20 protein-coding genes and 1 riboswitch are annotated in these 25622 nt (G+C 40.6%); of the genes, 7 read left to right on the top strand and 13 right to left on the bottom strand.

Features of this window, described 5'->3' with window-relative positions:
• Nucleotides 1-192: 192 nt before the first annotated feature.
• Complete coding sequence (locus P20495_RS15620; RefSeq protein ID WP_008134553.1) at nucleotides 193-1218, bottom strand: zinc-binding alcohol dehydrogenase family protein; 1026 nt, start codon at nucleotides 1216-1218, stop codon at nucleotides 193-195.
• Nucleotides 1219-1351: 133 nt separating this feature from the next.
• Between P20495_RS15620 and P20495_RS15625 the strand changes: the two genes are divergently transcribed.
• Nucleotides 1352-2290, top strand: coding sequence for a LysR family transcriptional regulator (locus P20495_RS15625; protein WP_008134552.1), 939 nt, complete (start codon nucleotides 1352-1354; stop codon nucleotides 2288-2290).
• A gap of 12 nt (nucleotides 2291-2302) precedes the next feature.
• Here P20495_RS15625 and P20495_RS15630 read toward each other — a convergent pair whose 3' ends face one another.
• The 3 genes from P20495_RS15630 to P20495_RS15640 form a co-directional block, all read right to left on the bottom strand.
• Nucleotides 2303-3193, bottom strand: coding sequence for a dienelactone hydrolase family protein (locus tag P20495_RS15630; protein ID WP_008134551.1), 891 nt, complete (start codon nucleotides 3191-3193; stop codon nucleotides 2303-2305).
• A gap of 231 nt (nucleotides 3194-3424) precedes the next feature.
• The gene (locus P20495_RS15635) at nucleotides 3425-6574 is read right to left on the bottom strand and encodes an efflux RND transporter permease subunit (protein WP_008134550.1); all 3150 of its coding nucleotides are present in this window, start codon (nucleotides 6572-6574) and stop codon (nucleotides 3425-3427) included.
• A gap of 2 nt (nucleotides 6575-6576) precedes the next feature.
• Entirely contained in the window at nucleotides 6577-7755 is a 1179-nt protein-coding gene (locus P20495_RS15640) for an efflux RND transporter periplasmic adaptor subunit (RefSeq protein ID WP_008134549.1), read from the bottom strand.
• 169 nt (nucleotides 7756-7924) lie between these two features.
• Here P20495_RS15640 and P20495_RS15645 point away from each other — a divergent pair, with 169 nt between their 5' ends.
• The gene (locus P20495_RS15645; protein ID WP_008134548.1) at nucleotides 7925-8188 is read left to right on the top strand and encodes a YkgJ family cysteine cluster protein; all 264 of its coding nucleotides are present in this window, start codon (nucleotides 7925-7927) and stop codon (nucleotides 8186-8188) included.
• A gap of 619 nt (nucleotides 8189-8807) precedes the next feature.
• Here P20495_RS15645 and P20495_RS15650 read toward each other — a convergent pair.
• Nucleotides 8808-10658 carry a TonB-dependent siderophore receptor gene (locus P20495_RS15650; RefSeq protein ID WP_008134546.1) on the bottom strand — a complete coding sequence of 617 codons (1851 nt, stop codon included), beginning with the start codon at nucleotides 10656-10658 and terminating at the stop codon, nucleotides 8808-8810.
• Nucleotides 10659-10998: 340 nt separating this feature from the next.
• Between P20495_RS15650 and P20495_RS15655 the strand changes: the two genes are divergently transcribed.
• The gene (locus P20495_RS15655; protein ID WP_008134544.1) at nucleotides 10999-11487 is read left to right on the top strand and encodes a peptide-methionine (S)-S-oxide reductase; all 489 of its coding nucleotides are present in this window, start codon (nucleotides 10999-11001) and stop codon (nucleotides 11485-11487) included.
• 316 nt (nucleotides 11488-11803) lie between these two features.
• Here P20495_RS15655 and P20495_RS15660 read toward each other — a convergent pair whose 3' ends face one another.
• The 4 genes from P20495_RS15660 to P20495_RS15675 all read right to left on the bottom strand — a co-directional run bounded on the left by P20495_RS15660 (nucleotide 11804) and on the right by P20495_RS15675 (nucleotide 17078).
• Nucleotides 11804-12355 carry a DUF4136 domain-containing protein gene (locus tag P20495_RS15660; protein WP_008134542.1) on the bottom strand — a complete coding sequence of 184 codons (552 nt, stop codon included), beginning with the start codon at nucleotides 12353-12355 and terminating at the stop codon, nucleotides 11804-11806.
• 108 nt (nucleotides 12356-12463) lie between these two features.
• Nucleotides 12464-15241, bottom strand: coding sequence for a hypothetical protein (locus P20495_RS15665; protein ID WP_008134541.1), 2778 nt, complete (start codon nucleotides 15239-15241; stop codon nucleotides 12464-12466).
• A complete protein-coding gene (locus P20495_RS15670) occupies nucleotides 15238-15801 on the bottom strand; it encodes a hypothetical protein (RefSeq protein ID WP_008134540.1) in 564 nt (187 codons plus the stop codon). The genes P20495_RS15665 and P20495_RS15670 overlap by 4 nt, the downstream gene beginning before the upstream one ends.
• Before the next feature lie 5 nt (nucleotides 15802-15806).
• Complete coding sequence (locus P20495_RS15675; RefSeq protein WP_008134539.1) at nucleotides 15807-17078, bottom strand: hypothetical protein; 1272 nt, start codon at nucleotides 17076-17078, stop codon at nucleotides 15807-15809.
• Nucleotides 17079-17300: 222 nt separating this feature from the next.
• On the opposite strand from P20495_RS15675, the gene nhaD reads away from it, so the two are divergent.
• Together nhaD and lysC are read left to right on the top strand one after the other, a co-directional pair.
• A complete protein-coding gene (gene nhaD, locus P20495_RS15680; RefSeq protein ID WP_033015201.1) occupies nucleotides 17301-18548 on the top strand; it encodes a sodium:proton antiporter NhaD in 1248 nt (415 codons plus the stop codon).
• 101 nt (nucleotides 18549-18649) lie between these two features.
• Nucleotides 18650-18822, top strand: a riboswitch (Lysine riboswitch).
• Between the two features lie 75 nt (nucleotides 18823-18897).
• Entirely contained in the window at nucleotides 18898-20301 is a 1404-nt protein-coding gene (lysC, locus tag P20495_RS15685) for a lysine-sensitive aspartokinase 3 (RefSeq protein WP_008134537.1), read from the top strand.
• A gap of 72 nt (nucleotides 20302-20373) precedes the next feature.
• Here lysC and P20495_RS15690 read toward each other — a convergent pair whose 3' ends face one another.
• A complete protein-coding gene (locus tag P20495_RS15690; RefSeq protein ID WP_008134535.1) occupies nucleotides 20374-21132 on the bottom strand; it encodes a 4'-phosphopantetheinyl transferase superfamily protein in 759 nt (252 codons plus the stop codon).
• Nucleotides 21133-21273: 141 nt separating this feature from the next.
• Between P20495_RS15690 and P20495_RS15695 the strand changes: the two genes are divergently transcribed.
• Complete coding sequence (locus P20495_RS15695; RefSeq protein ID WP_008134534.1) at nucleotides 21274-22596, top strand: sodium-dependent transporter; 1323 nt, start codon at nucleotides 21274-21276, stop codon at nucleotides 22594-22596.
• Nucleotides 22597-22689: 93 nt separating this feature from the next.
• Here the strand turns inward: P20495_RS15695 and P20495_RS15700 are convergent, their stop codons facing one another.
• Both P20495_RS15700 and P20495_RS15705 read right to left on the bottom strand, forming a co-directional pair.
• Nucleotides 22690-23670 carry a 2-hydroxyacid dehydrogenase gene (locus P20495_RS15700; protein ID WP_008134533.1) on the bottom strand — a complete coding sequence of 327 codons (981 nt, stop codon included), beginning with the start codon at nucleotides 23668-23670 and terminating at the stop codon, nucleotides 22690-22692.
• 87 nt (nucleotides 23671-23757) lie between these two features.
• Nucleotides 23758-24318: a glutathione peroxidase gene (locus P20495_RS15705; protein ID WP_008134532.1), complete on the bottom strand. Its 561-nt coding sequence runs from the start codon at nucleotides 24316-24318 to the stop codon at nucleotides 23758-23760.
• Between the two features lie 121 nt (nucleotides 24319-24439).
• Between P20495_RS15705 and P20495_RS15710 the strand changes: the two genes are divergently transcribed.
• Nucleotides 24440-25321 carry an NAD(P)-dependent oxidoreductase gene (locus tag P20495_RS15710; RefSeq protein WP_008134531.1) on the top strand — a complete coding sequence of 294 codons (882 nt, stop codon included), beginning with the start codon at nucleotides 24440-24442 and terminating at the stop codon, nucleotides 25319-25321.
• 121 nt (nucleotides 25322-25442) lie between these two features.
• Here P20495_RS15710 and P20495_RS22280 read toward each other — a convergent pair.
• A partial coding sequence (locus P20495_RS22280; protein ID WP_033015199.1) for a hypothetical protein occupies nucleotides 25443-25622 on the bottom strand: 180 nt, incomplete at its 5' end.

The raw sequence follows: 25622 nt of genomic DNA, 5'->3' as shown, positions 1-25622 counted from the left end.
GGTACGGATAGTAGTGGGTTCTTACAATATGATAAACAGGTATATGGTTGAATCATTATCAAATATTATTAGGTAATAGTTTCTTTAATAAATATAAATACAGCCATAGCCACCCCGAAATATTGGCTGAAGACACCAATTACATTGGTGCCTTCAATTGATTCAGGCAGCGCGTATTTAGTATTTATGGAATTAAAAACCTTCCAACACTATTTTGCCAATAGAGCGACCTTCTTCAAGTTCTGCGTGTGCAATACGCAGGTTAGCCGCATTTATAATGCCTAAATTTTTACCAATCGTTGTTTGAATATGGCCCTGATCAATTAACTCAGCAACATGATTTAATAACTTGCTTTGCTCAATTAAATCTTTGGCATTAAACATTGAGCGGGCAAACATAAATTCCCAATGTAGCGATAAGCTCTTCATTTTTAATTTACTCACATCTAATGACTCAGGATCGTCAATCATTGCAATTTTACCAAATGGTGCAATTACCTCCGTATACGCTTCAAAGTAAGTATCAGTACTGTGCAGACTTGCTACATGTGTTACCGATCCAATGTTTAATGCGTCAATTTGAGCCGGTAATGGTTTTGTATGATCAACGACATAATCTGCGCCTAGTTTTTTAACCCATGCTTGAGAGCTTTCGCGCGATGCAGTGGCAATCACCGTTGCGCCAGTAATCGCTTTAGCAAGCTGAATAAAAATAGAGCCAACGTCGCCTGCGGCACCTGTTACTAAAATAACTTCGTCTGATTTTGTTTTTGCATCAGCTGCTTGTTTTACAATGTTTAAATGCTCAAATAATAATTCGTACGCTGTTATTGCAGTAAGGGGTAATGCAGCAGCTTCAGCATCGTTTAAGCTTTGTGGTTTGAACCCTACAATGCGCTCATCCACTAATTGAAATTCTGCATTACTACCTGGGCGGGTAATATCACCTGCGTAATAAACCGCATCGCCCGGTTTAAATGCCGTTACAGCTTCACCTGTTGCAACAACTTCACCAACGGCATCCCAACCAATAACTTTTACTTCACCGTTTGTTGGTGGCATATATAGGCGCACTTTATAATCGGCTGGGTTAACTGCAATAGCTTTAACTTTAATTAATAAATCGCGACCTGTTGCAACTGGCTGTGGTAATTCAACATCAATTAACGATTCAGGATTAGAAACAGGAAGAGATTTTTTATAACCAATGGCTTTCATAATAAGTGTCCTAATTTGTTTATATATAAGGTGCAAGCCATGCTTTGGCTAGCTGATGGATATATAGTAGACCTTGCTTTAATATAGATAAACCGCATAATTGTTGAATCATTATCAAATAAAAATAGATAATATGAACATAGAAGATTTAAAACTTATTTTAAAAGTAGCTGAGTTTAGAAGTATTACGCTCGCAGCTGCTAAGTTAGATATGCGTACAGCCACAGCAAGCGCTGCTATTAAACGTGTTGAGGCAGCTCTTGGTAGTGAGCTATTTGTTCGTACAACACGTCATTTAAGGTTATCGGCTGCTGGGGAGCGCTACATACCACAATGTGAGCAGGCTTTAGCTGTACTTGAGCTTGCAAAGCAAAATCTAAAAGGTGAGCATGACGAAATTGAAGGGGAGTTGCGCGTTGCCCTTTCATCTGACTTAGGCCGTAACTTAGTGATCCCATGGGTTGATGAACTCATGGACACTTATCCAAAGCTAAGTTTAAGAACGCATATAAGTGATAGTAATATCGACTTTTACCGTGACTCAGTTGATATAGCGCTTCGTTATGGCTCGCCTAATGATGCTAGCGTTTATGGATTCAAAATTTGTAACGTACCGCGCTTGTTATGTGCAACTGACGAATATCTCTTACAAAACGGAACTCCCGTGCATCCTGATGATTTAGCATCGCATCAAGGTTTGTTTTATCAGTTGCAGGATATTATAAATAATACGTGGGAATTCAGTGATGGTGAGTCAAAATATAAAGTTAAAATGAATGGCAGACGCGCCTCAAACGATGGCGATTTAGTAAGGCGCTGGTGCGTTGCGGGTAAAGGCTTGGCTGTTAAGTCGGCTCTTGATATGGCCGACGATTTACTCAATGACAGGGTGGTTACTGTAATGCAAGATTATCAACATGTTAATGGTGAACTCTGGCTTATTTGCCCAAGTAGGCAGTCAATAACCCCAGCGGTGCGTTTACTACGTGATGCATGCAGAGCAAAATCCCAAGCTATTTTGCAGCAGTTGGTAAATAAAGGAATTATTGATAAAAGCGTATTAAAGGATTAATACGCAATCAGATCAACTTAGCTTTTCATTAAAAAACTCAACGGTACGTTGCCATGCAAGTTCGGCATTGTCTTTATCATAGCGACCTGTCGAGTCGTTATGAAATCCATGATTTGCCCCTTTATACATATGCATAGTGTACTCAACGTTATTAGCTTTTAAATCTTGTTCGTACTGTGGCCACGACGCGTTTACACGTTTATCTAGCTCGCCCAATTGAATCATTAATGGTGCTTTAATATTTTTACGTAAACTTTCACTGGCTGGGGTGCCGTAAAAAGGCACGCCTGCGCTGATTAAATTACTGTCTACTGCCGCTAAATAATTAACAATGTAGCCACCAAAACAAAAACCGACAGCGCCTAACTTACCGTTACTGTTAGCATGCGATTTTAAAAAGTGTGCTGCGGCTACAAAATCGTTTTGAATTTTAGCGCGATCCATGTTTTTTTGCATAGCGCGTCCTTCATCATCGTTGCCAGGGTAGCCACCCAGTGGAAATAGCGCATCGGGTGCAAATGCAATAAAGCCTACCTTCGCTAAGCGTCTTGCTACATCCTTTACGTATGGGTTTAACCCACGGTTTTCGTGTATCACGAGTACAACAGGAAGCTTACCTTCTATGTTTTTAGGGGTTGCTAAGTAACCTTTGCCTTTACCGTGCCCGTCCGGCGAATCGAATTCTTCGTATGTTGCTTTAATATCATCGTCATTAAACGACACTTGTTCAGCCAATGCGTAATTAGGTAATAATGCTGATGTAAGTACAGCCATCGAAAAGCCAAGAGCAGCAAGGCCACCGAGTTTTTTCATAAAAGTACGTCGGTCCATTAAATCGTGGGCGTATTCGTCATACCAATCAAAGGCTTCTTGAGGAATGTGATCAGAAGGAGATGTATTCATGGCTGTTCCTTAACTTTATTATGTCTATTTATTATTTAAATACCATAACGTATTAGGGATAAAAAACGAGCAATATTTCTCTCAATTATTAGGATTGTTAATAAATCCTGCTTGTTAAACAATGAGTAGTAGAGACAGTCTTAGCAAATAGGTGAATATTATTTTTAAGTCTAAAATAAAAAGACTCGGCATATAATATGCCGAGCTTTTTTGGTTGGGATGTTACTTAATTTAGCTATTAGTAGGCGCTGGTTGGGCATCTACTAGTGGTGGCTTGCCACGCATTTTACGAACTAATCGTTTAGCATCTTCTAGTGCAACATACTGGCACGGTATAAGTATCAGTGTAATTACTGTGGCAAATAACACACCAAAAGCAAGTGATACAGCCATCGGGATAACAATTTTAGCTTGTAAACTCGTTTCAAAAATAATTGGCATTACACCAATAAAGGTAGTGATTGAGGTGAGTAATATTGCTCTAAAGCGACGAGCACCGGCTTGCATTACAGCATCCTTAATCGAAACACCTTCAGCGCGGGCTTTGTTTACAAAATCAACCATAACGAGGGAATCATTTACGACCACACCCGCTACAGCAATAATGCCAAACATCGATAAGCTACTCATGGTCATACCTAAAATCATATGGCCAAACATAGCGCCCACTACACCAAACGGAATAACCGACATTATAATAAGTGGCTGCGAGTAAGAGCGAAGTGGAATCGCTAATAAGGCAAATATAATCATCATTGATATACCAAAGTCACGAAGCTGTTCTGAAGCGCTATCCATTTCTTCTTGAATGCGCCCAGCTACATCACTTGTAACGCCAGGGTAGCTTTTAAGTAATGTTGGTAAGTATTCGTCACGAATTTCCTCAGCAATCGCAAATGGTTCGGCTTGGTCGGTATTTACCGCAGCCCATACGTTTACAGTGCGTTTAGAGTTTTCGCGGCGAATACGGTTTACACCGTCAACCAGCTTAACTTCGGCTACTTCACTTAGCGGTACTTCAGCGCCTGTAGGTGTAATAATACGCACACTTGCTATGTCACTTATTGAGTTACGTTCGTCTTCTGGATAGCGGATCATGACTTTAATTTCTTCGCCTTCACGCAATATTCGCTGCGCTTCTAAGCCGTAGTAACTAAAGCTAACTTGCGACGCTACATCAGCAAGCGTTAATCCCATGCTATAAGCGAGTGGTTTTAAATCAAGTTGCACTTCGTCGGTAGCGCTTTGCATTGAATCGTTTACGTCGCCAACGCCTTCCATTGTTTGTAATTTGGCTTTTAATTTACCAGCCACTTCTTTTAGCTCGTCAGCATTTTTGCCTTCAAGTTTAAAGCTAACGTCGCCATCATCTCGACCGCCATTCATTATACTGTCTTGAATGGTCATGGTTTTAATGCCTGGTAGGGCGGGCATTTGCTCGCGCCATAACGCACTTAGGGCAAAGGTATCGATAGGGCGTAAATCAGGCTCTACTAAAATGGCCATAATATTTGCTTGCGTTCGCCCGCGCAGACTTACCGATAAATCGCGGATCATCGGTTTACCGTATTGCTCTTGTAGTTGCTGATCGACCTTTAACAACACGCTTTCTATTTTACGTGCGGTTTCAAGTGTTGCTTGCTCAGATGAGGCAAGGTTCATCTCTATATCAATACGTGGAAAGTCGTGCGGTATTTTAGGGTTTGGTACAAACTTAACTAAACCACCTGCAAACATACCTGCGCTTACAATAAGCAAACACATAAAGCCAACAATTACGGTATAGCGGTAGTGAATACAGCGGCTAACAAATGGAAGGTAGTAGTTATTCACAAAGCCTTTTAAACCACTATCAATCACCATACGTAAGCGATGTAATAGGTTTTTAGGATTTGGTTTACGTGGGTTCATTGCTGCAATATGCGCAGGTAAAATTAGTTTTGATTCAATGAGTGAAAAAATCAAACATAAAATAATAACGCCACCAATTGCCTTAGAAAAAGCAGCGCCAGGGCCGGTTGCGAGTGTTTGAGGTAAAAATGCCGCAATAGTTGTTAGTACACCAAAGGTTGCTGGCATCGCAACGCGTTTAACACCGCGTACAACGTTATCAAGTGTGTGGCCGTATTTTTCTATTTCGGCACTGGCTGACTCGCCCACAACTATGGCGTCATCAACAACAATCCCGAGTACAAGTATAAAGGCAAAAAGAGAGGCTAGGTTAATTGTTACATCTAAAAAGCCAATAGGCATAAACAAAAAGGCGCCCAGAAAAGACACCGGTAAACCCATCATTACCCAAAATGCTAAGCGTAGCGGTAAAAATAGTGCCAGCACTATCATTACTAACAAGCCACCCCAAATCATGTTATCGACCATCATATCGAGTCGACCTTCAAGGTAGTAAGTTAAATCAACAATAGGAGAGAGCTTAACGCCTGCAGGTAAAAGTGGCTCTTTAGTTGCCATGTAGCTTTTAAGTACTTTTGCTACATCGGTAATGTCTTGATCTTTTGATGCGTTTACTTCAAACGAGAGTGAATTTTTACCATTATATTTTGAATATTGTAGACCTTCTTCAAAGCCATCATTAATAGTTGCAACATCGCCTAAATAAATTTGTGCGCCATCAGCAAGGGTAATAAGTGGCAGTTTTTCAAACTCAAAACCACGGTAGGCCTGTTTTTCAACACGCATCGAAATATAACCATTTTCAGAGCGTATTTGCCCCGCCGACATATTTGCCGAAAAGTTTTGCACGGCGCCTGCAATATCTCTAAATGTTAATCCGTACTCGCGTAGTTTATCAGGGCTGACTTCTATACCAATTTCGTATTCTAAGCCGCCGTTAAAATTAACAAGGTTAACGTGAGGCAGTGCTTGTAACTCGTCTTTTATATCGTTGCCAAGCTCTTTTAACTGGTAGTTACTCATGTCGCCGTAAAGCGCGAGTATCATTACTTCTTGCTCAAATTTATCGCGGCGCACAACAGGGCGTTCCATCCCTGCAGGAAAGGTGTTTATTGAATCAACTTGTACTTTAATTTCATCAAGTACTTCTTGTGGATTGTATTGTTCTTCTATTTCAATCCAGGCTTGTGAAAAACCACGGTTAGAGTAAGTAATTAGGCGTTTAATGCCTTCAATACCTTCGAGGTTTTCCTCAACTTTTATGGTTATGCCTTCTTCAACCTCTTGCGGGGCTGCACCTGGGTAAACTGCTTGTACGCTTATCCAGTTGCTTTCAAACTGTGGGAACATTTGTTTGCGAATGGTCATCGCCATTAAAATACCGCCCACTAATATAAATATCATTAGTAGGTTGGCTGCAACGGGATTTCGGGCAAACCATGCTATTAACCCTGTTTCACGAGTGTTCATGATTATTCCTCTTTCAGCGCAAGTTGAGTTACATCAGTTTTATCAGGCGCAATATCTTCAATTTTTACTGCCATACCTTCAGTTGGGTATTCAAGCGCTGAGGTAACAATTTGCTCGCCATTGTTTAACCCTTGGCTGGCTATAATCATGCCGTTTTGTTCGCGTATAATATTGAGGGTTTTAAACGACAATGTTAAATCGTCATTTAAAATTACAATTTTATTATCTTTAACTAAGTGGTGGGCAACAATAATTGCGTTATCAAGCGGGCGACCTTCAATGGTAGCGTTAATGTATGAGCCAAAACGAAGAGGGCGTGTTTTGTCGCCATAAGGTGTTGCAAGTTGTGCTACCAAATAGCTCATGCGGCTTGTTTGATCAACCACACCTTCGGTGCGAATTACTTTGGCTTGCCACATTGTTTGTTTACCTGCGTATTCTGCGTTAAATGTAACATTTGAGCCTACGCCGCCATTTTTTAAATATTGCAGTTCTTGATCGGCAACCGGTAAACGTACCTCTGCAACTGAGGTTGCGCTTAGTGCGCCAAAACTATTACCTGGGTTTACTACTGACCCCAAGCTAATTGTGCGCTCATTAATAATGGCATCATAAGGGGCTTTAATATAAGTACGTTCAAGATTGCGGCTAGCACGTTTAACACTTGCTTGAGCAGAGCGGTAACGCGCTAGTTTTTCGGCCAGTTGTGGTTTACGTAAATAAAGTTCTGAGGCAATAGCGTCGCTTGAGTCTGACTTAATACGCTCCCACTCAGCTTTTGCTACATGTGCTTGTGCGCGTTCTATTTCAAGTGCAGAGCTTGCTTGTGCTAAACCTGCTTGCGCTTCAATAAAGTCTGCCTCGTAATCATTTGCATCAATTCGTGCTAAAATATCGCCTTGCTTTACAAACGCGCCTTCAACAAATTGATCCGATACCGAAATAACTTGCCCGCTAACTTGTGCTATTAGCTCGGTACGATACTTGGGTTTAACAATGCCGTACGATTTAACATCGAGCGTTATAGAATCTAAAAGTACGCTTTGTGTTGCTACTAAAGGACGTAAATCTTGCTCTGGCTTTTCTTCAGGTGGCTGTTTCATCATCTTAAAGGCTATAGCTAGCGCAATGCCGCCTGCTAAAACAGCGATTGGGAGTATTATTTGTTTTGTAGTAGCCACAAGGCATTCCTTCATAATTGGTGGTGACAGAGCAATAATACGCAATAAAGTGTTTACAAGCTGTTTTAAGATGTAACAAAGCATTACATATGTGTGTTACAACTCGCTATGCGACTAATTAAGTTCCTAAAAAGAAATTAAAGTAAGTGTTTTTTATTCAGAGGAAATTATGAAAACCGAATCGATGAATTGCAGGCTAGGCTGCGGCGCATGTTGTATTGCGCCAAGTATTAGTTCGCCTATTCCAGGTATGCCAAATGGTAAAAAAGCCGGAGAGCGCTGTATTCAGCTGGACGAACGTAATTTATGTAAGTTATTTGGTGATGAAAGTCGGCCTAAAGTGTGTAGCGATTTTAGCGCCACGTTTGATGTGTGCGGGTCAACAAACGCGCAAGCCCTAGCGCTTATTACAGAGCTCGAAGAGCTCACTTAGTGAGCTATTAAAATACACATATATTTACACTTATTTATTACTGTGTATTTATTTTAAGTAATTAAAAGCTGCGCTTTTCACGCGAGCAAGCTCTGCGTCTACCGCCAAAGTGTAGGTTTGTGTCTGTTTTTGCAGACGTAAAGCTTGCTTACGTAACGGGCATTGCCCGTCAATAAGGTTCACAAAGACGGTAAAAGTCGCTGGACTCTAAATAATTAAAAGCTGCGCTTTTCACGCGAGCAAGCTCTGCGTCTACTGCCAACGTGGGGGGTGTGTCTGTTTTTGCAGACGTAAAGCTTGCTTACGTTACGCGCATTGCCCGTCAATAAGGTTCACAAAGACGGTAAAAGTCGCTGGACTCTAAATAATTAAAAGCTGCGCTTTTCACGCGAGCAAGCTCTGCGTCTACTGCCAAAGTGGAGGTTTGTGGTTGTTTTGTAGACGTGAAGCTTGCTTACGTGACGGGCATTGCCCATCAATAGGGTTCACAAAGACGGTAAAAGTCGCTGGAATCTAAGTAATTAAAAGCTGCGCTTTTCACGCGAGCAAGCTCTGCGTCTACTGCCAAGGTGTAGGTTTGTGGTTGTTTTGTAGACGTGAAGCTTGCTTACGTTACTAGTTACCAACTATACGTTGCGCTTAACGTATATTGCTCACCGCGCCCTGGTGTACCTGGTATTTCTTCAAACGATTCACCCCATAAATTATCTGCTGCTAACGTAATAAATAAATTTTTCACCATGGGTGGTGTAATTTTTAACGTTAAATGAGTAAATAAAGCATCGTCGTCACTACCGCGCAGTGCATTTTCGTGTTGCTTGCGCCATTCGTTATCTATTCTAAATTCTAAAATATCAGTTGGGTTGTACACAGCGCCAAGTGTTAAACGGTGATCAGGAAAGTTTAACGCGTAAAAGCTGGCATCGATATCGGCTGCGCCGTAGTTTTCTGATTTATGTAAATAGGTGTAGCTTGCTATAAGTTTTGCTGTATCAAAGTGCTTAGTCGCTAAAAATTCAACCCCTGCTGTATCAATATCAACTGGGTTTGCAAAGCGCGCTGAAGTTGAATCAAAATTAAAGGTCCAATCGGTTAAGTTATTATCTTTTCGATAAAAAATAGCCGAGTTTAACTGCCAGCTTTGTTCTTCAAGTAATAAACCTAGCTCCAAGTTTGATGTGGTTTCGCGCTCAAGGTTGTAGTTACTTCTAAATAACCCGCCTGAATCACTGCCGCCAATGGCTGTGTAGCCTGCAACTTGACTCGCCTGCGCGTATGATAAGTAAAGGGTTTGCGCTGTGCCGTCACTATTTTGGGTGTTTAAGCTTATGTCACCAATGGCTGATACCTCAGCATCATCACGATTTGTATCGTCATAGGCTGCGCCTAAACGAAAGATAAGCTGTTGGTTTTTTAGCGCTATTGTGTATTGGGGCAATATACTCAGCTTGTAATACTTTCGTGAGGTAAAGTTGTTTTCAAGTGTGGTTGATTCAATCGAGTCATCAATAAATTGTGCAGAGTAATTTATTGCCAGTGCATCACTTTGTGCATGACGACCCGAAAGTCCAAGCGATTTAACTTCACTTTTATGAAAAGCTTCAAATGCACTAGGATTTTCGCGCGAGTAAATATAGTGATCGTCATGGGTACGATAATAAGCAGATACTTCAAAGTTGCTGTTACCAGCGTAGTTTTGCTTGTGATTAAGTATCCAAAGACGGGTTTCTAAATCTTCAGTTTCGTTAACGCCAAAAGGGGTGTACAAGTTAGGCCAGCCAAAAAACTTATCTTGTGAGCCAAAAAATAAATCTGTTTGGCTGTGCTCGCTAGCTAATTGAACGCGACCCGCTGCACGCGAAAAGTCATGATCGCCATTATCAATGGTGCCATCACTTTGCGAATGAGAATACTCACCTTCAAAGCCCAGAGTATAGTTAACTAAACTATCAAGTTGTGTGTTTTTAGCAGCGTGAATACTTTGCAGATTAAAGTCGTTTGTACCAGTACCAAGGGATACACTACCGCCAGTAATAATCGGTTTCCAACCAAATGAAACCGTACCTACAGAGCTATTCATACCGTAAAGTGCGTTATCGGCACCGGTTAAAACATCCGGGCCGCTTAGCATTTGCGGTGCAATGGGGATTTCAGCAAAATAATGACCAGATTGCGGGTCAAGCAGGGTAGCGCTTCCTACTCTAAAACCGGTGTTTTCGAAAATACCGCCGCGAATAGTTACATCAGCTTGCGCCTCAGCCATATTACGCGATTGAAGGTCAACACGAGGGTCATATTCTAAATTAGAAATAGGTGAGTCGAATGTACCTACTGGCAACTTATTTGCAGTGGGTGATGCTTCAACTGTTATTTTTTCGATTGCCGACTCATCAGATAGCGTATTAGCATTAGCAAATGCAGTAACGCTGCATAATATTGCAGGTATTATAAGGTGTGGTGTGCGATTCATGTGTTTCTCATCATTTTTTATTTGTAGCTGCGGTTACAATTAATTTCAAAGCTTATATTTGAGCATGATAAAATAACTAAATGTAACAGCAGTCATTTTGTGCGCGATTGTACATTAATTTGCTAATAACTGCATTTGATAACCATTTACGTAATACCGACTTTATTAAAAACATGGTCATTCTATCGTATTAAATAGCGCACTCACTGCGTTAAAAATTATTTATATAGAACAACTATATGTCATAATTTTCGCCTTGTTATTGCGCTATTTTCTTGGCGCTATAATAGAACACTATTTTAATGCAATCGGTATAATTACTTATTAGGTAACATTTATAATGGATACTAAAGAATATAATACTATTTACTTTGCTGGTGGCTGCCTGTGGGGCGTACAAGAATTTTTAAAGCACTTACCAGGCGTAATAATTACTGAAGCAGGGCGCGCTAATGGTACAAGCAGAACCACTAACGGCGAATACGATGGTTATGCCGAATGCGTAAAAGTCATTTTTGATTTAAAAGTCGTTAGCCTAAATAAGCTGTATGATTACTTTTTTGAAATTATTGACCCATACAGTATTAATAAACAAGGGGATGACGTAGGCCCTAAATACCGCACTGCCATTTATAGCAAAAACCAAAGCCATTTAGACGCAGCAAGTAATTATATAAACAAGCGCAGTGATGCCGATAAAATTGTGGTGGGGGTAGAGCTGCTAACTAACTACGTGCCAAGCGATCCTGAGCATCAAGACCGACTAACTAATCACCCTGATGATTACTGCCATATACCGCTTGAGTTACTGCATAAGTATAAATCGTAAATTTAACGCGGTGTTTTTTTGTAGACGTGCAGCTTGCTGACGTGACGAGCGCAGCTCGTAATTTAAGATGGAATATAGCGCTATAAATAGTAATTAGAAGCTATCGCTTCTCGCGCAAGCAAGCTTAGCGCCTACAGGTAAAATAAAGCTCAGCGTTTACAGGTAAAGATTAATCGGTGTTTTTGTAGACGTGCAGCTTGCTGACGTGACGAGCGTAGCTCGTAATTACTTAAGTCTGTAAGCCCAAAAATACACACCCACAAAAAAACTCACGTACTGTGAGCTCTTTTAAAACTTACTTATAGCTAATTTTAACTTACTGCTGCTTTTGCGGCGGGAAGTTACTTAATATTTCGCTCACTGTTTTATTAATTGATGCTTCACGTTGTTCTGGCGATTGATTTTTCTTTAATCGACCTTCTTTTGCGCCGCGCCATACAAGCTGGTTAGATTCACGATCTACAATATCAATAATCAGTGTACCCACTTCGTATTCACGCGCAGTTGTATCGCGTTGAAAACCAGTACCCCAATAACCCCAATGCGGGCGGTAGTTTATATTGAAGTTGTCTACTTCAAGCTCTTTATCTACCGATGCATGATAGTTAACAAGTACATCAGCTTGCGCTGCATCAACTAAGCTCATACCTAATGTTTGGCTCAGCTCTGCGTTAACGGCAGTGCGAACACGCTTTTCCATCAGGCCATTAATTTGATAGTTATTTGTGTCTTTAGTTAGGCTGGCGTTTTCTACCCAAGCAAATGTTTTAAAATTACTAAAGTTAGCTGATTTATCGTAATCCCAATCTGGGGTTTGTGTACAGGCTGTAAGAAGTGCTAGCGCTGCAACAATAAGTATATTTTTCATTACGTTTGCTCCAATAAAATGCATTAATTTAAAATAACACACATAGTTTAAATGTGTATTATTTAAACGTCCTATATTTTAGTTTAGTTGGTTTGCCTTAACGGCCAATTAATTGTGTTCAACTTCAATCCAATCTTTTTCATCTACCCAGTTTTGTGCACCGTCTTTTACCGAGCGAATAGGCACAATGTAGTCACAACTTATTTGTGGCTTAACTGAGGCAAATATAGGCACAAAACCAAAGCTTAGTGCGGTTTCTATAATTGCTTTTTGATTTTGCGGATCGATATCGGCCGCTTCATCTATATAAATTGGTATACGGTATAGGTTTTGTTCCTGGTCACTCAATAAGTAACGAATAAACAACATGCCACACAATAACTTAATAGTAATTCGTGTGCCGTTTGAACCCGCCGAATCTATTTTTTCAAAGTGTTCTGTTTCACCTGCGCGGTTAACTACTTCAAATCGAATATCAAATAAATCGGTAAGTGTTAAGCCCGCTTTATCTGATGCGAGTTTAATTAAGTGATCTTTCGCTTCGTTTACCGCACTTTCGCTGTACGGTTCTTGGCTCAGTAAATCAAGTGTGTCACCTTGCTCAAACTGATGCGACGTGCCGATAATGGTATCTATACTATCAACCAGCATTTTGCGCGGTATGACGTTAATTTTAAACGCTTGCAGGTTTGAAATACGGTGCTGGCTTATACCTTTATTAAAGCTGTTCATTTCGCGGCGAAGTCGGTCTAAATCTTCCCGCAAGCCTTTTATAGTTGCGGCCACTTCGGTAAGCGCAACGCGTGCTTGGCGTTCAACAGCGTCGCGTTCGTTATCAATATTATGAAAGGCGCTTATTAGCTTTTGGTATTTAGTATATTCGTCGTTTTCGTTGTCGAATTTAGTTATACCTGCGTTATATACATGCAAATAGGTATTACGCACGTTTATGTCAAAATTACGCAGCTCTTGGCAGTCTTTATTAAAGTGATGTACTAGGTCGCTTAAGTTATCAAAGTCGACTGTAATATCAATCATATACGGGGTTACTTTGCCGCTGTATAAGTCAAGCGTGTGGTCAATTCGCTCGCTTTTAACTTGGCGCAGACGCTCAGTTTGGCGATTAATTTGCTCTTGTTTCGATTTAATTAACGAGCGGCGATCGGCAATTGAACCACTATTTTTTTGAATATCTTGTAGGTAGTCGTCAACTTGTTCGCGCTCTGCTAACAATTGCTCTTTTAGCATGGCTTGCGCTTCAACCGACTGCTGCATTACATCAAACTGCTCTAAGCGTTTTAGGGCGCTCTCAGCGCTCATTAGTTCATCGTATAGCGCGTCTTTTTCTTTTTGCTTGTCGGCAACGTTTGCAGCAACATCGCGTTGTTGCTTAAATTCTTTAAGTGAATGCTCAAGTGCATTTAGCTGAGCGGTTAATTGCTCTTTGTTTTCGCCGCTTTGCATTTGCACAGGCGAGAGCTTTTTAAGTTTAATGCTCGCACCTGGTAGCGTTAATACGCCGCCTTTAACGTTTTCACTTAATAGCGATAAAAATTCCCCAAATGCATCTTCATCATCAATGGTTATATCGCCATTAGTGGTGGTCGCAAATGAGAGAATATCAGGGTTTAAAATGCGCGATATTTCTTCTACTTCTTTTAAAGAGAGGTCTTCGCGCATGCGGGTAAACAAATTAAACTCAAGGTTTTTAAGTTGCAGCTTTAAGCTCTTAATTTGTTTTTGTGTTTCGCTAATGCGATAGTCAAGCGTGTGTAGGCTTTGCCCTTGTGCGCTGGTTATAGAGTGCGAAAGCGACTCGTAATCTTGCTTTAACTGAGTCAGGCTGGTTTTAAGCGTGGCTTTATTTACTAGTTCAAACTCGCTTTTAAGCGCATCGTAATCTAAAAACCACTGCTCAATTTGAGTTTGTCTGCGCTCTATATCACGCGATTGCTGTACGTATAGGCTTTGTTTTTGCTCAAACTCGTGTTTTTCGTGCTCTATATCTTCAAGGGCTATACCGAGCTCGTTAAGTTGCGACTCTTGATAGGTATCAAAATCAATCAGTGCTTGGTCAATTTTAGGCGCGTACGCCGCTAATTTACCTTTAAGCACGGTTTGGTTTTCAAGCATTGATTCAAGCGCGGCTATTGGCTCTTGCATTGACTCAAGGGCTTTTAGTTCGCGTTTTGAGCGATTTACTTTATCAAACGAGCGGCGCCATACTTCATAAAAGTCGACCTTAGAGTTTGACATATGGCGTTCAAACACGCGTAGCATAAAGCGTTTTACGTCGCTTGCGCCTAATTTGTGTAAGTTAAGAATACGTCTAAATATTTCTTTATAAATAGAGGAGTCTTGCACATTATTTAGCGGGATCATTTTTAGGTTAATGTCGCCGTCAAAAGGCGTTGCGCCGCCAGTTAATAGCGCGTTTAACTCTTGTGCTTTAAGCTCAATAGGGTTGTAGTTAAGTGATTTCAAATGGTTGAACAGCTTGGTAAATTTAATAATAGTTTTACCTTGCGTGTACTGCTCTAAATCAAGCTTTCCTTGGTAACAAAAGTACTGATGCGCGTAACCGGCAATTTTACCAAGTCCTGCCACGCCAATCACTACTGAGCCATGAGGCAAGTTCGCTTCGAGTAAAATGTACGACTGATCGGATGAAAAATAAAACTTACGGGTTTCATCTAAATCGTGTCCGTCCCATTCTGTTAAGCGTAAATCGTTAATAAGCGGGAACTGCAGGGCGTTAATAACCGAGCTTTTACCTGTGTTATTGGGCGCGCAAATAGAGCTGCTTTTATCAAGCGGGATCACACATTTTGCATAGCCTGCGGTGTTAAGTAGGGCGAGTTTACTTAGTCCGTATAGATTTTTCATTCCTCGTCCTCTGTAATGTAGGTTTCTTCGTTTACTTCCATTAATGCATCTATATAGCGATGAATTGGCGCTTGTAGCATAAAGCCGCCTTCTACTTCACGGGCTAAACCTAAGCGCACCATGCGCAGGTAAACGTCTTTGCGCAAATCAGAACCCGAAAATATCTCAAGCTGATCAAACAAATGTTTGTTAATTTGCACCAGCGTTTGCATAAGCTCTAAATCGTTTACGTCGTCAAACAATGCGCGCATTGGGTCTTTACCCGTATTGGCGTAGTGCTCAATTAAAATGTAAATGGTGAGTGCGATAGCGCGAGATATTTTGCCCATATTGGGTGTGCTTTCGTCGCTACCAAAGTAATAAAAGCCACGGCTGTCGCGTTTTAAATCGTGACCTAGGGCGGTAAATAGGGCGGTGTAGTCTTCTATGTGTTGGTCAAGTTCTTGCCACATTACGTTGTCTTGCTCGCAAATGTGATAACCCGCTACTAATTTTTTATTAATGGCTTGTAGATGAGTTAGCTCGTTTAAGTTTATGTGTGTTGTAGTGGTTTCTATCATAAGAGTTACTTATCTGCCTTTGTATCTAACTGAGGCTCTGAATTAAATGGATATAAAGAAAAGTACTGACCGGCAATGTTTACGCGGGCTTTTTCATCGCTTTGAATTATTTTAATATCGCTGTCGCTGACTAATTTTTGATACAAAAATAGCATTTCGTCGGCATCGAGATCTGGATAGCTTTCGTCTAAAAATTGCAGCAAGGGCTGCGGCTTTTTGCGTTTTTTATTAAAGCGCTTAGCAAAGCTGGTTTTAACATCGTTGTAGTCAGGAATATTAGGCGTTACAAATGCAGGCACATCTTGTTGATCGGGTAACTGGTATTCTTCGTGCTCAAATTCAACCAAGCTTGCCATGTAAGCCACAATATGGCGTTGCTGACCAAGCGAGTATCGCTGTGCATCGCTCACAAAATGTGGTTGCACAGCACTTAGCATATTGTCTACGCCATTTTTACGTACAAGCCCAAGTACTTTGGCTGCTTGGCGAGTAATTAAGTTATTACGGCGTAGCTCCTCACGTAGTGGCATAAGCATATCGGCACTTTTACGTAAGCTTTCTCGGCCCATTAAATGCATTTCGAGTATACGGGTACGTAATTGCTCCAGCATACGTTTATCGTTATACGCTTTACCTGATCGCTCAATGTGCAGTATTTGCTTACTTATTTGCTCTTCAATGAGGGTAAAACACGCATGGAATTCACCACGAATATCAACCATTTCAAGCATTGGCTCTATGTATTCGTCAAAGGCTTCTATTACCGCTTTATAACGCTTTTGCAGCGATTGCACCGCATTATTTGATTTGGCTTGTTCAACTATATTTAAAATAGCGTTTTCGTTGTGCGTATAGAGCTTCATTATTTTACGCACCCGATCATCCATAATACGGCTGTAGCGGCGTAAGTCGTCAAAGTCTTCTATTTCGCCAGCGTTATCTAGGCGATTACCTAAACGAGCTAGGTCCTCTACTAATACGCTAATTTCTTGCGCTAAACCTAAATGCTCTTCTTGCAGTAAAAAAGTAGCAAAATCGGCAATAGCACGATTTATTTCAAGCTGAGAGGATTTAGCCAGCGGAATTAAAATATCTTGGTTTAACAAACGATTTGTTTCTTTATAAATGCGTTCGTTTGACCACGTAGGCTGCTTTTGCTTAATCGCGTTTTGTACGTCTTTTAGGCTAAAGTCAGCCATTTTAAAACGTTTAAATAATAGCTCTAATACACCCCAATGTTCGGTTATGGTGTTTAGCAGCTTTTTAGCTGGGATCATAAGGGGTTACAACATCCTAGTATTTTATTATTGAGTACTTTTAGAAGACTCATTATTACGTATTTTTAATTAACCTTGTCTGTATATAGTATTCGTTTTTAAGACCATTTAATAATAGTTTTTGCATAGAGGCAGTGCTAAAATTCGCGCCGAAAATAGGCACATGAAATGGAATGTTATTTGTGTGTTCTTTAAAACTATATCAAAGGTTGTTTATCTACCATGGTTTCCTCGACTATTCTAACTCTGATAGCGATTGCATTTTTGCTCATCGTTATAGAAGATATAATCCATGTCAACAAAGCTAAAACTACATTATTTTTTGGTACGCTTTGCTGGATTCTTCTTTTTATCTACCCTCTTCACGGACAAAGCTCCGATTCAGTTCAACACCTCCTTAACGAAAATATTTTAGAAATTGCCTCATTATGGCTATTTTTAATGGCTGCAATGACCTTTGTCGCGTATTTAAATTCAAAGGGGTTTATAGAAAATATTGTTCATCGTGTTATGCCAAAAAGCATTAGCGAGAGAAAGTTAATGTTTTTGGTAGGTGGCTTTGCGTTTTTGTTTTCGTCGATTTCAGATAATGTAACGGCTACGCTTATCTCTTTAGCCGTTGTAATGTCGTTAAAACTTGAACCTAAAAAACTCATTAAATACGCCACGCTTATAGTGTTTGGGGTTAACTCAGGTGGGGTATCGCTAATAACCGGTGACGTAACCACACTGATGATATTTTTAGATGGCAAAGTAACCATAGGTCATTTATTACTACTTATAGCGCCAGCACTTGCAAGTGTTATGTTACTAGCCGCGTTGCTGTCTATAGGTATGAAAGGGCGTGTTGAGTTTGCTGGTGCGGGTAAAACCCGCATTGAAAAAACCGACATAACCATTGCCGTGATATTTTTATCTACCGTAGTGAGTACATTAACGCTGAGCGTAATTTACAGTGTACCGCCTTTACTCACTTTCTTGTTTGGCTTATCAGTGATGTTTTTAGTAGCGCAATTTTTAATGCGCAAAAAAGACATAAACAAAGACATAATCGACTTTGTTCGCGATATAGAATACGACACATTATTGTTTTTTGTAGGTGTACTTTTACTTGTAGGCGCACTTAAAGAAATTGGTATGTTGAGTAAATTTACCGACCTATACACGGTAATGGCACCCGAGTACGCAAACTACTTAATGGGCATATTATCAGCAGGGGTCGATAACGTACCGCTTACCGCTGCATTATTAAAAGCCGATATAGTAATGAGCCAACAACACTGGTTGTCGTTCACGTATGCAACGGGCGTGGGTGGTTCAATGCTTATTATTGGTTCGGCTGCGGGCATTATTGCCATGAGTAAAGTTAAAGCGCTTACCTTTATGAGCTACTTGCGTTTATCGCTGCATTTATTAATTTGCTATACGGTTGGATATGCGGGCTCGTATTACATGGGCAGTTTTATTTAACTCATAAATTATTAAATGCTTGACAGCTAGACGTCTAAACGATAACTTTCAAAGCCCCGCTACTTAGTGGGGTTTTGTTTTATTAGCCACTGGTTAATAAAGCATTCAGAAGAGGTGCGATACTTAGGTACTTAATGTTAGGCGACGAAAGCCGATGATCATTAAGGAGGGAAGTACTCGCCGAGGAAAATAATGATACGTCGTCATTGTTTTTCGGTTTATGGGGCTGAATCCTCAAAACTGTCACCAATATAGGTGGAGAGCTTCTGGCAGTGGACTTATCTTCAAGCATTCCTTTGCCAAGTTCTTCTTGTTTTATTGCGGTTTGGATACCGCGAAAGGAGACTAAATGACTACCCAATCAGTGCCACAAACAGTGCCTCAAACAGAGTTAAGCGCAAAATCAGATTACATCGTTGCCAAATTTGGCGGAACCAGTGTTGCAAATTTTGAAGCGATGAGTCGCTGTAGCGAAATTATTGTTGCAGATAAAAGCGTACGTATTGTTGCCGTGAGCGCCAGTGCCGGCGTAACTAATCACTTAGTTGCACTGTGTAAATCAAGCATTACTTCTAGTGAGCGCCAAGAACACATAAACGGCGTGCTTGCTATTCAACACACTATTTTAGATGAATTATCGCTAGATGCCGATTTAGCGGTTGGCTTTAACGAAACCTTAAAAGCATTTCAAACATTGGCTCAAGAGCCACTAACAACCGATCAGCAACACGACGAGCTACTTAGCTTTGGTGAGCGTTTATCGTCGTATTTGTTTGCTCAAGTGCTGCGTTTACAAGGTTTAAATGCCGATCGCTTTGATGTGCGCAAGGTACTTAAAACCGACAGCCAATTTGGTAAAGCAACGCCCAATGTTGCAGCCACAGCGCAAGCTGCTAAAGAGCATTTAATTCCGTTATTAGACGCTCAAGTAATTGTAACTCAGGGATTTATTGGCAGTGACGAATATGGTCAAACCACAACGCTAGGACGTGGTGGTTCTGACTACAGCGCTGCATTACTAGCTGAAGCAATTAACGCTAAAAGCGTGCATATTTGGACCGATGTAGTGGGCATTTTTAGCACCGACCCGCGTTTGTGCGCAAAAGCGACGCCTATTGCACGCTTAAGTTTTGACGAAGCCGCTGAAATGGCAACCTTTGGCGCAAAAGTATTGCACCCAGCAACTATTTTACCAGCAAGCCGTAGCCACATTAACGTGTTTGTTGGTTCGAGCCGAGAGCCAGAGCGTGGCGGTACGTGGATTGAGCGTGAAAAATCGCAGCAACCAGGTATACGCGCAGTGACGCAACGTAAAAACCAAATATTGCTTACGCTTAAAAGCCCAGAAATGCTACTAGCAAGCGGCTTTTTAGCACGCGTATTTACACTATTAAGTGAATACAATATATCGGTAGATTTGGTAACCACATCAGAAATCAGTGTAGCTATAACGCTTGATAATGCACAAAACGCCTCGCGCCCAGAGCTTGATCAAGAATGCCTAGATAAGCTTGCAGAGTTTTGCCATGTTTCGGTAGAAAACAACCTAACATTGGTGGCACTTATTGGCTCTGAGATTCAATTACGCCAACACGAAATGAACTTAATGAGTGTACTAAAAGACTTTAACATTCGATTAATTTGCCACGGTGCTAGTAAGCACAACCTGTGCTTTTTAGTAGAGCAAACAGAGTCAGATAACGTAGTACAGTCTATTCATAGCCGTTTATTAGAAAATGATTTTGCTGCATAAGTAATCGTTATTCAGGATAATCACCTAGTAAAGTTACCTAGTAAAATTAACTAGTAAAGTTACTTAATAAAGTTACTTAACAAAATCAGTCAATAAAAAGCATCGCCAGTCGGTGCTTTTTTTATGCACCACACTCACATCAAAACAAACATTGCGGTCACTGCTATCAGCTACAGTAATGCTATTACTGCAAGCACTCAGCTTTGCACTATGTAATTCGTCAAACACATTGGGGCTAAGTAATTTTGCAATAGGGCGGCTGGTGGCTTTAGCAAGTGACTCTTTTAATGTCCAAATTCTAAAAAACGTATCTGCTTGGGCTTGGGTATTAGTAGGCTCGGTGATAAGTGTAATTTCATCATTATGATAAAAATGCTTAGCAAGCTTTTCAAACGGACGTTTTAGGCTTACTTTTTCAATATCAAAACCAAACTCACTTTTATCAAGATTTAGCGCGACCACAACTAAACCATGCGAGTGCGAAATACAGGTATTAATAACATCACCACTCACATGTATTTGCAGCTTTGAGCTTGCCTCGTCAAATTCGGTACTCATTTTATTAAGGGGTAAGTGCGTATGTTGCGGCTGCGTTACTTTAATAAGGTGTTTTAACAATAACCGCGTAGCTAAATACTCTTGCTTAGCTTGTGGGCTTTTGCGGCGGTTTATAATGGTTAACTCAAATGGGCTTAAGCAGTCGGGAAAATTAAAGTCACTAAGCTCAAGTGTTTTAGCATTAAATAATAAAATGCTGTTACTCGCTAAAGACAAGTTTGCCAATTGAGTTGAAGTAATACTCAAGGCATTTTTAAAATAGTGTTCAGTCATAAAAGCCCTAAAGCAAAAGAAGTCGCTGATATTGTGAGCGGTTAGCGCCACTAACAAAGGCTGGGTACAATTTTATTACTCAGCTGGCATGAAATATGGTTTAATTCACAATAATCAAAATAATAACAGATTTGTAGATGTATGGCACAAGTGCGTGATGGGTTTCAAAGCCGACTTGGTTTTGTTTTAGCCGCTGCTGGCGCAGCAGTGGGTTTAGGTAATATTTGGGGTTTTCCTACGCAAGCGGCCAACCATGGCGGCGGTGCATTTTTACTGGTTTACTTTATTGTTATATTTTTACTTGCGCTTCCTGCGCTGTATACCGAACTTTATTTAGGTCACAAAGCACAAGCTAATCCTGTAAAAGCATTGGGCGATGCATGGCAAAACACTAACCGTAAGGTTGGTGCTGCGGCAGGTTATATAGGCCTTGCGGGCGCAGTTGTTATGCTAAGTTTTTACTCAATAGTAGCTGGGTGGATGCTCTCATACGCTATTGAACCCATAACAACCTTTTTAGGTTTCACAGGCGCAAGCGAGTTTTTACATAGTGACTCAGTGCTGCGTAATTTTGTATTTACGCCGCTTATGCTTATTTTAACAGCCAGTATTATTTTAAAAGGGGTTAAATCGGGAATCGAAACTTGGTCGCGCCGTTTAATGCCACTGTTACTTGTGCTGCTAGTTGGTTTAATTGCCTACATTGCAACACTCGATGGCGCAAGCGAAGGCTTTGCCGCGTATTTAATTCCTGATTTTAGCCAAATACTCGACCCTAATTTAATTATTGCCGCAATGGGGCAAGCGTTCTTTTCGCTCTCGTTAGGTGTGGGTTGTATGATGATTTACGGCTCGTATTTACAACCAGATGCTAATTTACCAAAGCTCACCGCAGGTGTTGCTTTACTCGATACCAGTGTCGCGTTTTTAGCGGGCTTGCTTATTATTCCTGCTATTTATGTGGCGCAACACAACGGTGTTGAAGTATTTAGTGGTGGTAAATTGATTGGCGAAGGGCAACTTATTTTTGCTATTTTACCTGAGCTATTTAGCACCATGGGCGAAATTGGCTTATTAGTTGGTTTATTGTTTTTTGTATTAATGTCTATCGCATCGGTTACGTCAACTATATCGACCACTGAAATTCCGGTAGCGTTTTTAGTCGAAAATCACAACGTTAGTCGCACCAAAGCAACGTGGGCAGTGAGCGCCGTTGTACTTGTGTGTGCAAGCGCCATTATATTAAATTTTGATTGGTTATTTGGCTTAGTCATTATGCTATTTACTCAATACCAATTACCGCTTATGGGTTTATTTTACTTTATTACAGTAGGGTGGATGTGGCAGCGTGGTAATAAATTACACCAAGCAACAACAGGCGTACATTACTGGTTTGCTCAGTATATTCGTTTTGTTTGTCCAATATTAATGACCTTGGTATTTGCAAACGTTGCGTTTGGCTAAGCTCTATTTAAAGTAAATTTTTAAACAAAAAAGCGAATAGGGCTCAGCTTATTCGCTTTTTTTGTGCCTAAAATTTAGGTATAGCCAAAGTCTTTATAAAACCTCATTAGTTAGAGGTTTACCTTCATTTATTTCAAGTGCATTTTGTATTGTTATATTAGCAATCTCTGTAAGTGCTTCTTGGGTAAAAAAGCCCTGATGCCCCGTTACTAAAACATTTTTAAAGCTCACTAAGCGCGAAAATATATCGTCTTGATTTATTTCGTCGCTGTGGTTTTTAAAAAATAGCTCCGACTCTTGCTCGTAAACGTCGAGCCCTAAATACCCTAATTTTTTAGTTTTAAGTGCATTAATGCACGCTTTGCTGTTAAGCAGTGCCCCGCGAGAGGTGTTAATAAGCATAACGCCGGTTTTCACTTTACTAAATGCCTCATCATCTATTAAATGATGAGTTTGTTCCGTTAATGGGCAATGCAAAGAAATTACATCGCTTTGGCTAAGTAAGGTGTCTATATCGGTAATTGTATAATTGCCAGGTTGTGCGTATGGGTCGCACACTAATACTTTAGCGCCAAAGCCATTTAAAATGTTGCACAGCGCAAGGCCAATTTTACCGCAACCTACAATACCCACGGTTTTATTGTGCAAGTTAAAGCCTAGTAATCCGTTTAAATCAAAATTGTCTTCGCGTACGCGGTTATACGCTTTATGAGTTTTACGGCTAAGCGTTAGCATAAGTGCAATACAATGCTCGGCTACGGCCTCAGGGCTGTAAGCTGGGACGCGTAATACCTTTAAGTTATGTGCTTTTGCTGCAGGTAAATCAACGTTATTAAATCCTGCACAACGTAGCAAAATAGTATTTATGCCTTGGCTTGCCAGTTGTTCAATAACCGTGGCGTTTACGGTGTCGTTTACAAATACACATATGGCATCAAACCCGTTTGCTAAAATAGCCGTTTGTTCGCTTAGAGCTTGCTCAAAATACGTTATTTTTATATCACGATTATCGCGTGTACTTTGTTCAAAAAAAGGCAGTTCGTACTTTTGAGTACTAAAAAAAGCAATGTTCATGGTAATAGCTCCGACGCTTAAGGAAAAATAATAGTAACATTAAACTACTTTACAAAAACGTGCTTAATTAGTTCTCCTGCTACTAATTTAAGCTTTAAGCGAAGTAAATATAGGTGTTTTAGGCGATATTCTTTTATCACTTTTTGCTGTGTTTACCTTTGCTGCTTGCAGTAGGTTGCTTTCTATTACTTGTTTAAGTGTTTCGGGCTTAGTGCGCGGTGCATAGCGAGCAACCTGCTGACCTTGCGAGTTAATTAAAAACTTAGTGAAGTTCCACTTAATAGCACGGTTTTGTGAAATACCCCGAGTATGTGATTTCAAATAATTAAACAACGGGTGAGTTTCTGGCCCATTTACCATTACTTTACCAAATATCTCAAACGAGATATTAAATTGATCTTGGTAAAAGTCTTTAATGGCTAAATTATCAAGCGGCTCATTTTGACCAAACTGATTACACGGAAATGCCAATATTGTAAATCCGCTACTTTTATATTCTTGATATAGTTTTTCAAGCGCACTTAATTGCACCGAAAAATTACACTTACTCGCTGTATTAACAATCAGTATGGTTTTTCCCTGTAGCTTACTAAGAGGAAAGCTTTCGCTGTTGTAAAGTGGTGCATTAAATTGATAAATACTATCCATAGGTTACCTACTTACATTTCCGATTAAGGAAATTTTATAAAGATTTTCATTCGCTTTTTTATCAGCCGGTTGACATAATCTAAGCCTAGTTTCTAAGTTATCAGTTAAATAGGTCATTTTTATGTCAATGAAAGTCGCATTTATAGGTTTAGGCGTAATGGGTTACCCAATGGCGGGGCATTTAGCAAAAGCAGGGCACAGCGTATGTGTTTATAACCGCACTCAAGCTAAAGCACAAGCGTGGACTGCAGAACACTCAGGAAGCTTTGCACCAACCCCGCGCGAAGCTGCCAGCAATGCCGACATCGTATTTATGTGTGTTGGTAACGATGACGACTTACGCTCAGTAGTGTATGGCAACGACGGCGTGTTAGCGGGCATGTTGCCGCACACTGTTTTGGTTGATCACACCACAACCTCTGCTGAAGTAGCCCGCGAAGTAGCTGCAAAAGCTGAACTACAAAATGTCGACTTTATAGATGCGCCAGTTTCGGGCGGACAAGCTGGCGCCGAAAATGGCGTATTAACGGTTATGGCAGGTGGCAGTGAAGCCGTATTTGCTAAAGTGCAGCCAGTTATGGCGGCGTTTAGCCGTTTTAGCCAACTGTTAGGCGGCGTTGGCTCGGGACAACTTTGTAAAATGGTTAATCAAATTTGTATTGCTGGCGCAGTACAAGGTTTAGCTGAAGGCTTACATTTTGCCAAACAAGCTGGGCTTGATGGTGAAAAAGTAATAGAAACAATATCTAAAGGCGCAGCCGGTTCGTGGCAAATGGAAAACCGCTACAAAACAATGTGGGCGGGTGAATACGAGTTTGGTTTTGCCGTAGATTGGATGCGTAAAGATTTAGGCATTGCACTTGATGAAGCTAAAAACAACGGCGCGACTTTACCAATGACCGCAACGGTCGATCAATATTACGCCGATGTACAAGCACTTGGCGGCGGTAGATACGACACCTCAAGCTTACTAGCACGCATTGAAGCGCTGCATAAAAAGTAACGCTGTAGACGCGAAGCTTGCTTGCGTATAAAAACGTAGTTTTTAAAATGAAAAAGATATTAAAAGCTACGCTTTTCACGTGAGCAAGCTCGACGTCTACACTCAAAATGTAAATATGAGTTTACTTATAGACCCAAAGCTTGCTTGCGTATAAAAACAGAGTTTTTAAAATGATAAAGACATTAAAAGCTGCGCTTTTCACGTGAGCAAGCTCTACGTCTACCTCAAAAAGATATGAGTTTACTTGTAGACGCAAAGCTTGCTTGCGTATAAAAACACGGTTTTTAAAATGGTAAAGATA

It is taken from the genome of Pseudoalteromonas sp. BSi20495 (genome assembly GCF_000241185.1).
In the GTDB taxonomy this organism is placed as follows: domain Bacteria; phylum Pseudomonadota; class Gammaproteobacteria; order Enterobacterales; family Alteromonadaceae; genus Pseudoalteromonas; species Pseudoalteromonas fuliginea.
Note: the sequence above shows the minus strand (reverse complement) of the source record. Positions and strands in the feature narration are given on the sequence as shown.

Coding starts and splice junctions, on each gene's coding strand:
- P20495_RS15695 (WP_008134534.1), top strand. CDS start 21,274: ATGGCACAAGTGCGTGATGGGTTTCAAAGCCGACTTGGTTTTGTTTTA.
- lysC (WP_008134537.1), top strand. CDS start 18,898: ATGACTACCCAATCAGTGCCACAAACAGTGCCTCAAACAGAGTTAAGC.
- P20495_RS15620 (WP_008134553.1), bottom strand. CDS start 1,218: ATGAAAGCCATTGGTTATAAAAAATCTCTTCCTGTTTCTAATCCTGAA.
- P20495_RS15625 (WP_008134552.1), top strand. CDS start 1,352: ATGAACATAGAAGATTTAAAACTTATTTTAAAAGTAGCTGAGTTTAGA.
- P20495_RS15675 (WP_008134539.1), bottom strand. CDS start 17,078: ATGATCCCAGCTAAAAAGCTGCTAAACACCATAACCGAACATTGGGGT.
- P20495_RS15655 (WP_008134544.1), top strand. CDS start 10,999: ATGGATACTAAAGAATATAATACTATTTACTTTGCTGGTGGCTGCCTG.
- P20495_RS15670 (WP_008134540.1), bottom strand. CDS start 15,801: ATGATAGAAACCACTACAACACACATAAACTTAAACGAGCTAACTCAT.
- P20495_RS15710 (WP_008134531.1), top strand. CDS start 24,440: ATGTCAATGAAAGTCGCATTTATAGGTTTAGGCGTAATGGGTTACCCA.
- P20495_RS15700 (WP_008134533.1), bottom strand. CDS start 23,670: ATGAACATTGCTTTTTTTAGTACTCAAAAGTACGAACTGCCTTTTTTT.
- P20495_RS15665 (WP_008134541.1), bottom strand. CDS start 15,241: ATGAAAAATCTATACGGACTAAGTAAACTCGCCCTACTTAACACCGCA.
- P20495_RS15660 (WP_008134542.1), bottom strand. CDS start 12,355: ATGAAAAATATACTTATTGTTGCAGCGCTAGCACTTCTTACAGCCTGT.
- P20495_RS15705 (WP_008134532.1), bottom strand. CDS start 24,318: ATGGATAGTATTTATCAATTTAATGCACCACTTTACAACAGCGAAAGC.
- P20495_RS15635 (WP_008134550.1), bottom strand. CDS start 6,574: ATGAACACTCGTGAAACAGGGTTAATAGCATGGTTTGCCCGAAATCCC.
- P20495_RS15645 (WP_008134548.1), top strand. CDS start 7,925: ATGAAAACCGAATCGATGAATTGCAGGCTAGGCTGCGGCGCATGTTGT.
- P20495_RS15650 (WP_008134546.1), bottom strand. CDS start 10,658: ATGAATCGCACACCACACCTTATAATACCTGCAATATTATGCAGCGTT.
- P20495_RS15690 (WP_008134535.1), bottom strand. CDS start 21,132: ATGACTGAACACTATTTTAAAAATGCCTTGAGTATTACTTCAACTCAA.
- nhaD (WP_033015201.1), top strand. CDS start 17,301: ATGGTTTCCTCGACTATTCTAACTCTGATAGCGATTGCATTTTTGCTC.
- P20495_RS15630 (WP_008134551.1), bottom strand. CDS start 3,193: ATGAATACATCTCCTTCTGATCACATTCCTCAAGAAGCCTTTGATTGG.